Below are 14739 nucleotides of genomic sequence, written 5' to 3' on the forward strand. Positions count from 1 at the left end.
AGTCCAAACAGTGCTCTACCTCCATCATTCTCAATTCCGAGGCTAGCCCTAAAGCTATTTCGGAGAGAACCAGCTATCTCCAAGTTCGTTTGGAATTTCTCCGCTACCCACACCTCATCCCCGCACTTTTCAACGTACGTGGGTTCGGTCCTCCAGTGCGTTTTACCGCACCTTCAACCTGGACATGGGTAGATCACATGGTTTCGGGTCTACGACAACATACTCATTCGCCCTATTCAGACTCGCTTTCGCTACGGCTCCGTCTCTTCAACTTAACCTCGCATGCTATCGTAACTCGCCGGTTCATTCTACAAAAGGCACGCTATCACCCATTAACGGGCTCTAACTTGTTGTAGGCACACGGTTTCAGGATCTATTTCACTCCCCTTCCGGGGTGCTTTTCACCTTTCCCTCACGGTACTGGTTCACTATCGGTCACTAGGGAGTATTTAGCCTTGGGAGATGGTCCTCCCGGATTCCGACGGAATTCCTCGTGTTCCGCCGTACTCAGGATCCTCCTAGGTGTTATCCAAATTTCGCCTACGGGGTTTTTACCCTCTTTGACATACTTTTCCAAGTATTTCGACTATCTGAATAGACTACCATATCGGAGTCCTACAACCCCAACAAGCAAGCTTGTTGGTTTGGGCTTTTCCCGTTTCGCTCGCCGCTACTCAGGGAATCGAATTTTCTTTCTCTTCCTGCAGGTACTTAGATGTTTCAGTTCTCTGCGTCTACCTCGACTGCGCTATGTATTCACGCAGACGTAACATCCTATAAAAGATGCTGGGTTCCCCCATTCGGAAATCTCTGGATCATAGCTTACTTACAGCTCCCCAAAGCATATCGGTGTTAGTCCCGTCCTTCATCGGCTCCTAGTGCCAAGGCATCCACCGTGCGCCCTTATTCACTTAACCTTTGACCTTACGGTCGGTTTTGAGTACTTCTTCTAGCGATAGAAGGTTGCTCAAGAAAATAAGCGTTGAACTTATTAAAAAACTCTTTTAACATTTCAACTCGGTGTGTGTTACTTGTTTTGATTATTTCTTCGATATCCAGTTTTCAATGAACAAAGCTTAACGACCATTGTCGTTAATGGAGCCTAGCGGGATCGAACCGCTGACCTCCTGCGTGCAAAGCAGGCGCTCTCCCAGCTGAGCTAAGGCCCCGGGTATTTACTTGAGAGTAGACCTCTCAAAACTGAACAAAGGCAAACGATGTGTAGTCTTCCGAAATATTCCTTAGAAAGGAGGTGATCCAGCCGCACCTTCCGATACGGCTACCTTGTTACGACTTCACCCCAATCATCTATCCCACCTTAGGCGGCTGGCTCCAAAAGGTTACCTCACCGACTTCGGGTGTTACAAACTCTCGTGGTGTGACGGGCGGTGTGTACAAGGCCCGGGAACGTATTCACCGCGGCGTGCTGATCCGCGATTACTAGCGATTCCGGCTTCATGTAGGCGAGTTGCAGCCTACAATCCGAACTGAGAGAAGCTTTAAGAGATTAGCTTAGCCTCGCGACTTCGCAACTCGTTGTACTTCCCATTGTAGCACGTGTGTAGCCCAGGTCATAAGGGGCATGATGATTTGACGTCATCCCCACCTTCCTCCGGTTTGTCACCGGCAGTCTCGCTAGAGTGCCCAACTAAATGATGGCAACTAACAATAAGGGTTGCGCTCGTTGCGGGACTTAACCCAACATCTCACGACACGAGCTGACGACAACCATGCACCACCTGTCACTTTGCCCCCGAAGGGGAAGCTCTATCTCTAGAGTGGTCAAAGGATGTCAAGACCTGGTAAGGTTCTTCGCGTTGCTTCGAATTAAACCACATGCTCCACCGCTTGTGCGGGCCCCCGTCAATTCCTTTGAGTTTCAACCTTGCGGTCGTACTCCCCAGGCGGAGTGCTTAATGCGTTTGCTGCAGCACTGAAGGGCGGAAACCCTCCAACACTTAGCACTCATCGTTTACGGCGTGGACTACCAGGGTATCTAATCCTGTTCGCTCCCCACGCTTTCGAGCCTCAGCGTCAGTTACAGACCAGAGAGCCGCCTTCGCCACTGGTGTTCCTCCATATATCTACGCATTTCACCGCTACACATGGAATTCCACTCTCCTCTTCTGCACTCAAGTCTCCCAGTTTCCAATGACCCTCCCCGGTTGAGCCGGGGGCTTTCACATCAGACTTAAGAAACCGCCTGCGCTCGCTTTACGCCCAATAAATCCGGACAACGCTTGCCACCTACGTATTACCGCGGCTGCTGGCACGTAGTTAGCCGTGGCTTTCTGGTTAGATACCGTCAAGGGATGAACATTTTACTCTCATCCTTGTTCTTCTCTAACAACAGAGTTTTACGATCCGAAAACCTTCTTCACTCACGCGGCGTTGCTCGGTCAGACTTTCGTCCATTGCCGAAGATTCCCTACTGCTGCCTCCCGTAGGAGTCTGGGCCGTGTCTCAGTCCCAGTGTGGCCGATCACCCTCTCAGGTCGGCTATGCATCGTTGCCTTGGTGAGCCGTTACCTCACCAACTAGCTAATGCACCGCGGGTCCATCCATCAGTGACGCAAAAGCGCCTTTCAACTTTCTTCCATGCGGAAAATAGTGTTATACGGTATTAGCACCTGTTTCCAAGTGTTATCCCCTTCTGATGGGCAGGTTACCCACGTGTTACTCACCCGTTCGCCACTCTTTTTCTTTCGGTGGAGCAAGCTCCGGTGAAAGAAAAAGCGTTCGACTTGCATGTATTAGGCACGCCGCCAGCGTTCGTCCTGAGCCAGGATCAAACTCTCATAATGATTTGTTTGAATGACCATACGGTCATTAAGCTCATAAAAATTAACTTTGCTAGCTATTGCTTGCATGTATTTGTTTCAATAAATTGAAACGTCCTACACATTGGTTCGTTTGCTTGCTTTGTTCAGTTTTCAAAGGTCTACCGTGCTGTGTTAGCAACTTTTATATCATATCAGAGCGACGTTTGTTTGTCAACTCTTTTTTAAAAGTTTTTTTCAAGAAGTTGTTATTTAACTTCTTTCTTAACCTCAGCGGCTTTTTTATCTTACCATCTCAACCGTTATATGTCAAACACTTTTTTTGAAAAGTTTTTTTGATTTATTAGGTTTTTCAGAGATGATATTTTTTCGACTTTGTTATAATAACACTTGTAAAATGTTTCGTCAACAACTAATTTCAAAAAAGATCAATCAGTGTTTGTTACAAATGCCTTAACAAGGACAAGTAATAATATAGCAATTCTTAAAGGAAAAATCAACTAAAAAAATAGGCTTTTTGGCAACTATTTTTATAAGCGAATTATTCATTGTCAAACGATTCGAACGTTCGTTTATAAGAAGTATTTTGCGGCTAAATCTATCATTAATGGATAAAAAAAGAGAACTTAAGCTTTTCGCCTAACGTTCTCTTTTCGTCCGATCTTCTGATTGAACGATCGGTATATAGATTCGAAAGATCGTTCCTTGACCGATGACACTCTCTGCTGAAATTTTTCCTTTATAGCTTTCCAATAACTGTTTCGCAATAGAGAGCCCTAGCCCGTTTCCGCCTTTGGTTCTAGCACGGGCTTTATCTACCCGATAGAAACGATTAAAGATCTTGTCGAGGTCTTCTTTGGAGATTCCCTCACCAAAGTCTTGAATGGCAATTTCAAAGGATTGCCGATCCAACGAAATGGATAGATGAACTTCTTTTCGATCAGTGGAATATTTCACTGCGTTATCCAAGACAATAATAATGATCTGTTCAAAATGATTGCGATAGATTTTCAGCTTCAACTCATGGTATAAGTCATCATCCAATGTAAAAACAAAATCCGGATACAGTATTTTAAAGTTATTGAAGACTTGATAGACAACTTCTTTTGCATTGGTTGTTTCATTTGCATAATGAACATCCACTTGTTCCGCTCTTGAGAGATCCAACATTTCCTGTACTAGCGTCTTCATCCGACTGATCTCTTGCATACTGGCTGCCAGAGACTCATCCAAAATCTCTGGATCGTCTTTTCCCCAACGCTGCAACAGATTCATATGTCCTTCAATGATCGCCACAGGCGTTCGCAACTCATGAGAAACGTCTTCGACGAATCGCTCTTGCTGTTCAATGTATAGGCGCATGCGATCCAGCATTTCGTTAAAGATATCTGCTAAATCAGACAGTTCATCGTTCGTATTTAATTCTGGCATATGCACCGTTGACTGTGGGTTTTTCCGAACGGTTTCCATCGTATCTCGCAAGACCTTTAACGGCTGAAGGAAATACGCTGATAAAAAGAATCCAAGCACACTACTAAGAATCAGAGAAACGACTTCTAAGATAATCAAAGTCAGCAGCAGTTTGCTGCGTATTTCGTAAAAAGAAGTCAATTCATAAAATGTTTGTGCATAGCCAATCCGCTCTCTGGTGCCTTTTGAATAGATGGGTTGGATCGAGAGAAAGCCTGTGATACCATCCAGCGTTACGATGGTTGGCGCTTTGCGCTGCGTGTCGATCAGTGCTAAATCATTCTCATGGGTTTTAAACACAAGATCCTCATTCAAATTATAAACAAACAAGCTCAACGGCGCTTGGCCTAATTCCGAAATAAAGGAATCGATTTTCATTAAGTTGCCATCGATCGTTGAAGTGCGATCATAAATGCTCGTCGTCCCCGCATCATTTTTGGTTAAATTACGATACGTCCGAACCAATGTTAGTTCTTGATCCGAATTGGCTAAACGAGAAGCAACCTCTGACATCGTCCGCTCCACATTGTTTTCTTCTTTAGCGACGATCAAATTCACCGATGTTTTATAGGTGATCACAGCAAAGATCGTAAATACGACGAATATAAAGAAAGAACTTGCGAAGGCCCACTTTACAGTTAAAGAAGGCCCCTTCAGTTCTTTTAATTTTTTCATTCTTTTTTTAAGGTTCACGACCGCATCACATAACCTGTACCACGAACGGTTTGGATATAGCTTTCCTCCCCTGGCACATCAATTTTATTTCGTAAGTAGCGGATGTAAACATCGACAACGTTGGTTTCAACTTCTGTCTCATAGCCCCAGACTTTGTTTAATAAAACATCTCTGGCTAAAACGACATTGACGTTTTCCATTAAAGTCAACAATAGCTCATATTCGCGTTTTGTTAGTTCAATGACATCTGTTCCACGTCGAACGACACGGTTTTCTTTTTCAATCGTTAGATCGCGGTAAGTGATCGTGGTTTGTTTTGCGACGTTTTTGTCCCCTTCGATATCGATACGGCGAAGCAACGCACGTAAGCGTGCCAGCAATTCTTCAATTGCAAAAGGCTTCACAATATAATCATCAGCACCATGATCCAAACCTGATACTCGATCAATCACAGAATCTCTCGCGGTCATCATGATGATCGGGGTGTTCTTCGATTGACGCACACGTCGGCAAACTTCTAACCCATTTAGCTCTGGAAGCATTAGATCCAATAAGATTGCATCCCATTCATTATTCAGCGCAGCATCCAGTCCCGTCCGTCCGTTGTAATGAACTTCAGTATTATACCCTTCATGCTTCAATTCTAATTCCACAAATCGAGCTAAGTTCTTTTCATCTTCAACGATTAGAATATTACTCATTATTGATAGCCCCTTTATTGATTATTCTGCCTTTAAAATAGACATTATCTGTCTTATTTTATCATGTATCTAAAAAATAAAAAAGAGATTGACCGAAAGTTCTCACTTTCGGCCTTTCTCTTTTGGATTCTCTTAAAGCTTACGCTTCGTCATACCATGAATAATGGAAAATTCCCTCTTTATCTGTCCGTTCATACGTATGCGCGCCGAAGTAATCCCGTTGTGCTTGGATCAAGTTCGCTGGCAAACGATCAGAACGATACGAATCAAAGTACGCGATCGCAGAGGAGAACGTCGGCACAGGGACACCCGCTTGGACAGCTAGCGCAACTACTTCACGTACAGAAGATTGATAGCGTTTCGTGATGTCTTTGAAGTAATCATCTAATAATAAGTTTTCGATGTCAGCATTCTTGTCATAAGCATCCGTGATTTTTTGTAAAAATTGCGCACGGATGATACAGCCTGCACGCCAAATTTTGGCAATCTCACCAAAAGGAAGATCCCAATCGTACTCTTTTGATGCTGTACGTAATTGCGCGAAACCTTGTGCATAGCTCATGATTTTACTGAAGTATAAGGCTTCACGGATCTTATTGATAAATTCTTCTTTGTTTCCTTCAAAAGCAACCGCTTCTGGTTTCGGTAATACTTTGCTGGCATTGACCCGTTCTTCTTTGTAAGCTGAGATATAGCGAGCAAAAACAGATTCAGTGATCAATGGCAATGGAACACCTAGGTCTAAGGCACTTTGGCTCGTCCATTTCCCAGTTCCTTTATTGCCTGCAGCATCTAAGATGACATCAACGATCGGTTTGCCTGTTCCTTGATCATCTTTACGTGTCAAGATATCCGCTGTGATCTCAATTAGGTAGCTATCCAATTCACCTTTGTTCCATTCGGCAAAGATATCAGCCATTTCATCAACAGATAGACCTAAAATGTTTTGCATCAAGTCATAAGACTCCGCAATCAGCTGCATGTCGCCATACTCGATCCCATTATGAACCATTTTTACGTAATGGCCTGCACCATTTGGTCCAATATAAGTTACACAAGGTGTACCATCTTCAGCTTTTGCTGAAATTTGTTCTAAGATCGGTGCAACCAATTCATATGCTTCTTTTTGTCCACCAGGCATGATCGAAGGACCTTTCAAGGCGCCTTCTTCCCCACCAGAAACACCCGTACCGATAAAGTTGATTCCTGAGTTTGCCAACTCTTCGTTACGACGAACGGTATCTTTAAAGAAGGTATTTCCGCCATCGATCAAAATATCGCCTTTGTCTAGATGAGGCAATAGTTCTTGGATCGTAGCATCCGTCGCAAATCCTGCTTTTACCATTAATAAAATACGACGTGGTTTTTCAATTGATTGGACAAATTCTTCTATCGTATAAGTTGCTTTAAAATTTTTATCTGGATGTTCTTTTACTACTTCTTCTGTCTTTGAACCAGTACGGTTAAATAAGGTAACTGAATAACCGCGGCTTTCGATGTTCAACGCTAAGTTTTTGCCCATAACAGCCATACCGACAACGCCGATTTGTTGTTTTGTCATCTTTCATCCTCCTAAGATTCAATTATCTTTTTCATTATAGCGCAAATGTACCTGCTTTTGAACTATTCTCTTTCGATGGACAAAAAATATTTCTGAAAAGTTCCATCTTTTCCAAAAAAAAACAAAAAAACCTCAGGCTCCATGGTTAGCCTAAGGTTTTAGAATCCTCTTTCTGAAAAAAAGGAATTATGCTTCTTTTGTTGCTACGTCTTTGCCATCGTAATGACCACAGTTAGAGCAGACATGGTGGCTTTTTTTCATTTCACCACAGTTTGCACATTCGTTCAAACCGTTGATTGTCAATTTGTAATGTGTACGACGTTTTGCTTTCTTCGCTTTCGAAGTTTTTCTAGCTGGTACTGCCATTTTGCTACACCTCCTTGTTAATGAACGCAACCTTGAGGCTGCAATTTATTCCAATCCTACGCGTTATCGTCATCTGATTCATTGAATAATTCGGATAATTTTGCAAGACGAGGATCAACTTGTTGAGCTTGCGCTTCTTTTTGATTTGCAAAGTCTTCTTCTGACAAAACAGCCCAATCGTTGCCAGATGGCATTGCTGAACCTTGTTTTTCTTCTTCTGTCAGGACTTGCAAAGGAATCGCAAGTAATAGGTTATCAGCGACCGATTCATCTAAGCTGATGGTTTGACCTTCAATGATCAAAACTTCTTCTTCGACGATCGTTTCATCGCGACGCTGAAATTGCTCTGGTGTCATGAATTGTTCATCCACTGAAAAATCAAAAGGAATCGCTACAGGTGTCAAAGAACGAGTAGATGGCAATGTCATCGTCGTTTCCACTTGATAGTGCAGCAAGTATCCTTGCTTATCAACACTCATCAGCCCTTTTACTTTTACAGGAGACAAATCAATGATCTGTCCATCGCGTTTTATCAGTTGACTTTTTAGGTCAAGTGTTTCTTCAAACATCAGCGGTGTCTCTTGGTATTTTTTTAATTCCAATAAAGACCATTTCATTTTTATCACCCCTAAGCAACAAAAGCAATTATACAGGGCTTCTGAGGCTTTGTCAATGAAATTTTCTTGACACCTTTTTCATTTTTGATCGTGTCATTTTAATGCCTTTTCTCAAGGGATTTCGACACTCTCAAAAAAACAACAGGAAGCGCACAACGTGCACTTGCCTGTTGCTTGATCAATCGTTAAAAATCATTAGATCGCTGTTGTTTCTCCACGATAAACGATACCGCGACGAGAATCAAGAGTAACCAATTCGCCATCTTTGATGGTTGTTGTTGCGTCTTTGGCACCAACGATCACTGGTAGATCTTTCGCGATTCCGACAACTGCTGCATGAGAAGTCAAGCCGCCATCTTCAACAACTAAAGCTGCTGCTTTTTCGATTGCTGGCATATATTCTTTATCTGTTGTTGGTACAACTAAAATCATGCCATCTTTTGCTTTCGCAATTGCTTCTTCGGCACTGTGAGCGATCACGGCATTGGCAATAACTGATTTTTCACCAATTCCTTGCGCTTCAAGCAATTTTGATCCGATCAATTGGATCTTCATTACGTTGGTTGTTCCGCGTTCACCAACAGGAACACCGGCTGTGATCAAGATTAGATCGCCTTCTTTAGCAAAGCCTAAATCCACTGCTTGTTTTGCTGCTAATTCAAACATTTCATCAGTTGTTGATGGTTTTTCAGCAACGGTTGGGTACACACCCCAGTTAAGCATCAAGCCGCGTTTTGTGCGTTCGTCAAATGTGACAGCTAAAATGTCAGCATCTGGACGATATTTAGAGATCATTTTTGCAGTGTAGCCAGATTCAGTGGCAGCAACGATTGTTTTAACCCCTAAGTTTTTCGCTGCACACGCAACAGATAAACCGATTGTTTCCGTTACATCTGTTTTATCAAATTGGTTGATTTGGAAAGTGCTGTTTTCTGATAAAGCTTTTTCTGCTTCCACGTCGATACGTGCCATTGTTGCTACTGCTTCAACAGGGTAGTCACCGTTTGCTGACTCACCAGAAAGCATTGTTGCATCAGTACCGTCAAAGACAGCATTGGCAACGTCAGAAGCTTCTGCACGAGTTGGACGTGGGTTTTGTTGCATTGATTCTAACATTTGTGTTGCTGTGATAACTGATTTACCAGCAGCGTTACATTTTTTAATGATGCTCTTTTGAACCATTGGTACTTCTTCAGCAGGGATCTCAACACCCATGTCACCACGGGCAACCATGATACCATCAGAAACTTTGATGATTTCATCGATATTATCGATACCTTCTTGTGATTCGATTTTAGAGAAGATTTGCACATGAGTCATGTCTTTTTCTTCTAAAATTTCACGAATTTCTAAAACGTCTTGCGCTTTACGTACAAATGAAGCGGCAATGAAGTCGATATCGTTATCAAGACCAAAACGGATATCTTCTGCATCTTTTTCAGTAATACCAGGTAAGCTGATTGATACGCCAGGAGCATTGACCCCTTTACGTGATCCTAACATTCCAGCATTTTTAACGACAACCACTAATTCACGGGTTGCTTCGTCTTTTTCTTTGATTTCCATGTCGATCAAGCCATCATCAAACAAGATGTGTCCGCCCACATGAACATCTTCAAATAAACCAGGATAAGTTACAGCAATTTTTTCTTTTGTTCCTTTGTGTTCTGGATCCATTGAAATGCGTGTTTCATCGCCAACGTTGAATTGGATGTATCCAGCACGACCAAAGTCTGCTTCTGTCGTATTTTGTACAGTTGTACGGATTTCAGCACCTTTTGTATCTAAAAGGATACCGACATCTTTACCAGTTTTCTTTACGGCTTCACGAACCATTGTCATACGCGCTAATTGTTCTTCATGATCTCCATGAGAGAAGTTAAAGCGGAAGACATTCGCACCGGCTTCAATCAGTTGAGAAATAATTTCCACACTGTTACTTGCTGGTCCTAATGTACTTACGATCTTTGTTTTTTTCATTACTAAACGCTCCTATTCATTTATTTAAAATAGCTAATAAGCTTTTTTTACAAAATTACTGTTGCGTTGCTTTAAAAATCTCTTTAGAATGAGATTTCTTTGTTCAAGTTATACAAGCTAAGATCTGGTTTGTGACGATTGTTTTCAAGGGTATCGATGATATCAGAAGCAATCATTTCATTGTTTTCGATACCGATACATAGACCGCCTTTGCCTTGTTGCAATAATTCAACGGCATATGAACCAAATTTACTTGCTAACACACGGTCACGAGCGCTTGGTGAACCACCCCGGACAACGTGTCCTAGAATTGATACACGGGTATGGAAATCGCCGTATTCAGAAAGTTTGTCAGCAAATTCATTTCCGCCCATCACACCTTCGGCTAAAACGATCAAGCAATGTTTTTTCCCGCGGTCGCGTCCTTCACGGATACGATCAGCAACAACTTGCATGTCAAAATCATGTTCTGGGATGATGATTTCATCCGCACCACCGGCCACACCTGACCATAAAGCGATATCGCCAGCACCACGACCCATTACTTCGATCACGAATGTGCGGACATGTGATGTCGCTGTATCACGGATCCGGTCAATCGATTCCAAGACAGTATTGATCGCTGTATCAAAACCAATCGTGAAATCTGTTCCTGGAATGTCATTATCGATCGTTCCTGGAATCCCGATCGCTGGGAAACCGTGACGAGTAAGTGCCATCGCACCATGGTAAGATCCATCTCCACCAATCACGACTAGCCCTTCGATGCCAAATTTCTTTAATTGTTCGATTCCTTTTAATTGTCCTTCTTGTGTCGCAAATTCTGGATAACGTGCTGAATATAAGAATGTTCCACCACGTTGAATTTTGTCACCAACATCAGCAACATCTAAGCGACGAATGTCGCCTGCGACTAGTCCGGCATAGCCATAGTTGATTCCGTATACTTCAAGTCCGTCAAAAATACCCTTTCTGACAACTGCGCGAATCGCTGCGTTCATTCCTGGTGCATCGCCGCCACTGGTTAGAATTCCAATGCGTTTCATTATTCTTTCACCTCATCAAAAGATTTTGTTTAGGGAAGCCCCTGTTTGCTAGTTTTCAAGTAATAACCACGAGACATATTCTACCATTATTCCATGAAAATGTCTTGAAATAGTGGGAAAAAGTTGAAAAAAGTGTAAGTTGAATTACCGTTTTCGGAAAATTACTTGAAAATTACATTTCCATTTCCTAATAATGCGATCAGTTGTTTGACAAAGTTCGGCTCATCCGTCACCCAGTTTTCTTCTGCTAATAACACTTTTTTGCCACTGCTTTCATAGAACATCACCACTGGAATATTTCCGTGATGCTGCTTCATTTCCTTCGACAATGCTTGCAGGTGCGACGTTTCAGCTTCAGCAGAAATCTTTAAGTAACAAGTTTGTGACGCAATTTTATTTTGAACGTTTTCTGCTAAGTCTATTTTATCAGCAATGAGTTGGATTTCACCATTGTAACGACTTACCTCGACCTTTCCTTCGATATAAAGAACAGCATTTTCTTCAATCAAGGAACGTACTTGTCGATAAACGATGGGAAAAATCGTTACTGACACTTCTTTGCTGGCATCCGTTCCTTCGACAAACGCCATTTGTTCGCCCTTTTTCGTTCGAATCTCTCGAATCTTGCGCACATATAAAAGGATACGCACCCGTTCATTCGGAACCAGGTCGGCAATATCAGTGATTTGTTTTAGTTGGTGCAATTTTTGAAACTGTTCCACGGGATGGCCAGACAAATAAACACCTAAGTATTCTTCTTCCAAAGCCAGTTTTTCTTCTAGTTTGTAATCGGCAACGGCTTCTTCTTTTAATGCCATAGTTTCTAAGAGATCCAAACTGCCGCCACTATAAGTAATGTTTTGGATCTTTCCTTCTAGCTGGATCAGTGCTTGTTTTCGATTGGGGGCGATCCCATCGAATACGCCGATGCTCAAAAGCGGCAATAAATAATCCAATTTTAACCATTTGCTGTTCCGCTGATTCAAGCGAAGCAAAAATTGATCCATAGACGTGAAATTACCATGCTCTTTTCTTTCTGCCAAAATGTCTTGGATCATGTCGCGTCGGATTCCTTTGATACTGCTGAAACCAAAACGAATTTGTTTTTCATTTTGCAGTTGAAAACTAAACCCACTGGCATTGATCGAAGGCGGCAGTACTTCTACGCCATAACGTGCGGCTTCATTTAAATATTCTTTCATTTTGCTGGCGGTGTTGCGTACCGAGTGTAGGATCGAAGCAAAAAATGGTGCGGGATAGTGTACCTTCAGATAGGCCATTTGAAAGCCGATAAAGGAATAGGCAAACGCATGGGATCGATTAAACCCATAATTGGCGAACCGCTCGATATAGTCATAGACCAAATTGGCGGTCTTTTCATCGTATTGATTGGCTAAGGCGCCTTGCACAAAATGACGACGTTCCTCATCCAAGACGTCTTTTTTCTTTTTACTGATTGCTCGACGCAAAATATCTGCTTGTCCTAAGCTGAAACCAGCCATTTTGGAAGCTACCTGCATGATCTGCTCTTGGTAGACAATGATTCCGTAAGTGTTTTGCAAAATCGGAATCAAGCTGTCATCTGGATAAGAGACACGCTCTTGTCCTTTTTTCCGCTTAATAAAGGTATCGATATTTTGCATCGGTCCTGGACGATACAAGGCATTGACTGCGGCAATATCCTCGATGCTTTCTGGTCCTAACTTACGCAGCACATTGCGTATCCCCGCTGATTCAAATTGGAAGATCCCTGCGGTCTCGCCTTTTTGAAACAAGCGCAATGTTGCTGGATCATCAAGAGGAATCTCCTTTTGGGTAACGATTTGTTGGCTGATTCGTTTAATGCCTTTCAAGGTATTATCAATGATCGATAAGTTTCTCAAGCCTAAAAAGTCCATCTTCAATAGGCCGATGGCTTCTACGTCATTCATGGTAAATTGGGTCAGCCAGATCCCATCGCTGCCTTCTTGTAAGGGAACCAGATCAAGCAAATTCTTGTCACTGATCACCACACCAGCGGCATGAGTCGATACGTGACGTGGCAAGCCTTCTAAAATTTTGGCGACTTGAAACATTACTTGGTTTCTCTCATTAAACGACACCAATTCTCGCAGCTGATTGGATTGTTCATAAGCAAGATCTAAGGTCATTTTCAAGGCATTGGGAATGGCTTTTGACCAGCGATTGGCTTCACTTTGCGAAAGACCAAAGACACGAGAAACATCTCGCAGAACCATTTTGGCCGCCATGGTGCCAAACGTCGCAATCTGTGCCATATATTCTTGCCCGTATTTTTGGCGCACATACTGTAAAATCTCGTCTCTGCGATTGTCAGGAATGTCTAAATCAATATCAGGCATCGTGTAACGTTCTGGATTCAAGAATCGTTCAAACAAAAGATCGTATTTGATTGGATCCACGTCGGTGATCGATAAAACATATGCCACCAGTGCGCCAGCAGCCGATCCCCGTCCAGCGCCGGTAACGATCTCTTGTTGGTGGGCAAAGTCCATGACGTCCCAAATAATCAAGAAATAGTCATCAAAGCCCATCTTATGGATGACGGACAACTCATAATCCAAACGCTGTTCGTACGCCGATGTAACGTGGGCAACACGCTGAGGCAGACGCTCAAAACAAATTTTCCGCAAATAGTCCGCAGCGCTTTCTTCGGCTGGTAGCGGGTAATGAGGCAACAGCCGCTGATGCAGCGGCAGCTCGACGGCGCATTCAGCTGCAATCCGCTGATTATTCATCAATGCCTGCGACCATTCTTCAAATGCCGCGGTCAGTTGGTCTGCTGGTTGTAGAAAAAGCTGCGCAGCCCCTTGCTCTTTAGCCTGACGAAAGTCTTCAATTTGCGAGCCCTCTTTGATATGCGTCATCACTTTGACTGCAAAGGCTTCTTCTTGTGCTAAAGCCGCGATTGGTTGATACGCACATGGTGCAATGTTTTGCTCGTTAAACCAAGCGATCGTTTCTGGATCTAACCCTTTGCTAGTAATACCTAAAAACAAGCTCTCAGAATCAAATTTATGGCTGATTGCTCGCAGTGCTTCTTGATTGGCTTCTAGATCATCGTGCTGATAAGGCAGAAATCCCTCGCCTTCAGGCAGCAAACCAAAGAGGTCCTGCAAAGAATCACAAGCAGCTAAATTCAACTGCTCGGTGATCATTTTTTCACTTGATAAACGCATCAAGGTTTGATAGCCCTTGAGGTTTTTTGCAAATACGTACAATGGAAAGGACATTGATCCCTCTCCGAAGGTACAGTCGAACAAAGCGCCAAAAATCGGCTTGATGCCCTGTGCTAGGCATTGCTGATAAAACTCGACCGCGCCATAGAGAACATTATGATCGGTCAGACCCAACGTCTGATAGCCCATCTTTTTGGCTTGCTCTATATAGTGAGGAATTTTGATCGTACTTTGCAGCAACGAATAGGCGCTTAAGGTGGTGAGCTGTGAATACATTGAAATCCCTCCAAAAATGAAAATTCTCTTTCTTTCTGCTAGTAATTAGATTTGAAAAACAAAATGAAAA

At 42.9% G+C, this 14739-nt stretch carries 8 protein-coding genes, 1 tRNA gene and 2 rRNA genes (1 of these 11 cut by a window edge); all 11 read right to left on the reverse strand.

Annotation, left to right across the window (positions count from 1 at the left end):
• Positions 1-917, reverse strand: a 23S ribosomal RNA gene (locus IGI96_RS02035) (it extends 1998 nt beyond the left edge of the window).
• Between the two features lie 179 nt (positions 918-1096).
• Positions 1097-1169 (reverse strand) — tRNA-Ala (locus tag IGI96_RS02040).
• Between the two features lie 76 nt (positions 1170-1245).
• Positions 1246-2804, reverse strand: a 16S ribosomal RNA gene (locus IGI96_RS02045).
• Together the 16S and 23S rRNA genes with 1 tRNA gene alongside form the textbook arrangement of a ribosomal RNA operon.
• A 615-nt stretch (positions 2805-3419) precedes the next feature.
• The gene (locus IGI96_RS02050) at positions 3420-4925 is read right to left on the reverse strand and encodes a HAMP domain-containing sensor histidine kinase (RefSeq protein ID WP_034696083.1); all 1506 of its coding nucleotides are present in this window, start codon (positions 4923-4925) and stop codon (positions 3420-3422) included.
• A 14-nt stretch (positions 4926-4939) separates the two neighbouring features.
• Positions 4940-5626 (reverse strand): response regulator transcription factor, encoded by a 687-nt coding sequence (locus IGI96_RS02055; protein ID WP_438784802.1) that lies wholly within the window; start codon positions 5624-5626, stop codon positions 4940-4942.
• 139 nt (positions 5627-5765) lie between these two features.
• A complete protein-coding gene (gndA, locus tag IGI96_RS02060; RefSeq protein ID WP_438784803.1) occupies positions 5766-7187 on the reverse strand; it encodes an NADP-dependent phosphogluconate dehydrogenase in 1422 nt (473 codons plus the stop codon).
• A gap of 186 nt (positions 7188-7373) precedes the next feature.
• Entirely contained in the window at positions 7374-7553 is a 180-nt protein-coding gene (rpmF, locus tag IGI96_RS02065; RefSeq protein ID WP_005229191.1) for a 50S ribosomal protein L32, read from the reverse strand.
• Positions 7554-7609: 56 nt separating this feature from the next.
• A complete protein-coding gene (locus tag IGI96_RS02070) occupies positions 7610-8170 on the reverse strand; it encodes a YceD family protein (protein WP_010749661.1) in 561 nt (186 codons plus the stop codon).
• A gap of 195 nt (positions 8171-8365) precedes the next feature.
• Positions 8366-10150 (reverse strand): pyruvate kinase, encoded by a 1785-nt coding sequence (gene pyk, locus IGI96_RS02075; RefSeq protein WP_438784804.1) that lies wholly within the window; start codon positions 10148-10150, stop codon positions 8366-8368.
• A gap of 83 nt (positions 10151-10233) precedes the next feature.
• On the reverse strand, positions 10234-11196 hold the full coding sequence (gene pfkA, locus IGI96_RS02080) for a 6-phosphofructokinase (RefSeq protein ID WP_081117192.1): 963 nt from the start codon (positions 11194-11196) through the stop codon (positions 10234-10236).
• Between the two features lie 161 nt (positions 11197-11357).
• The gene (gene dnaE / locus IGI96_RS02085; RefSeq protein ID WP_086338019.1) at positions 11358-14669 is read right to left on the reverse strand and encodes a DNA polymerase III subunit alpha; all 3312 of its coding nucleotides are present in this window, start codon (positions 14667-14669) and stop codon (positions 11358-11360) included.
• Between the last annotated feature and the right edge of the window lie 70 nt (positions 14670-14739).

This window comes from Enterococcus sp. DIV0421 (assembly GCF_051713745.1).
Taxonomy (GTDB): domain Bacteria; phylum Bacillota; class Bacilli; order Lactobacillales; family Enterococcaceae; genus Enterococcus_D; species Enterococcus_D casseliflavus.

Bases quoted from the DNA above. Each gene is read 5' to 3' on its own strand.
- IGI96_RS02055 (WP_438784802.1), bottom strand. From the start codon at position 5,626: ATGAGTAATATTCTAATCGTTGAAGATGAAAAGAACTTAGCTCGATTT.
- IGI96_RS02050 (WP_034696083.1), bottom strand. From the start codon at position 4,925: ATGAAAAAATTAAAAGAACTGAAGGGGCCTTCTTTAACTGTAAAGTGG.
- pyk (WP_438784804.1), bottom strand. From the start codon at position 10,150: ATGAAAAAAACAAAGATCGTAAGTACATTAGGACCAGCAAGTAACAGT.
- dnaE (WP_086338019.1), bottom strand. From the start codon at position 14,669: ATGTATTCACAGCTCACCACCTTAAGCGCCTATTCGTTGCTGCAAAGT.
- IGI96_RS02070 (WP_010749661.1), bottom strand. From the start codon at position 8,170: ATGAAATGGTCTTTATTGGAATTAAAAAAATACCAAGAGACACCGCTG.
- pfkA (WP_081117192.1), bottom strand. From the start codon at position 11,196: ATGAAACGCATTGGAATTCTAACCAGTGGCGGCGATGCACCAGGAATG.
- rpmF (WP_005229191.1), bottom strand. From the start codon at position 7,553: ATGGCAGTACCAGCTAGAAAAACTTCGAAAGCGAAGAAAGCAAAACGT.
- gndA (WP_438784803.1), bottom strand. From the start codon at position 7,187: ATGACAAAACAACAAATCGGCGTTGTCGGTATGGCTGTTATGGGCAAA.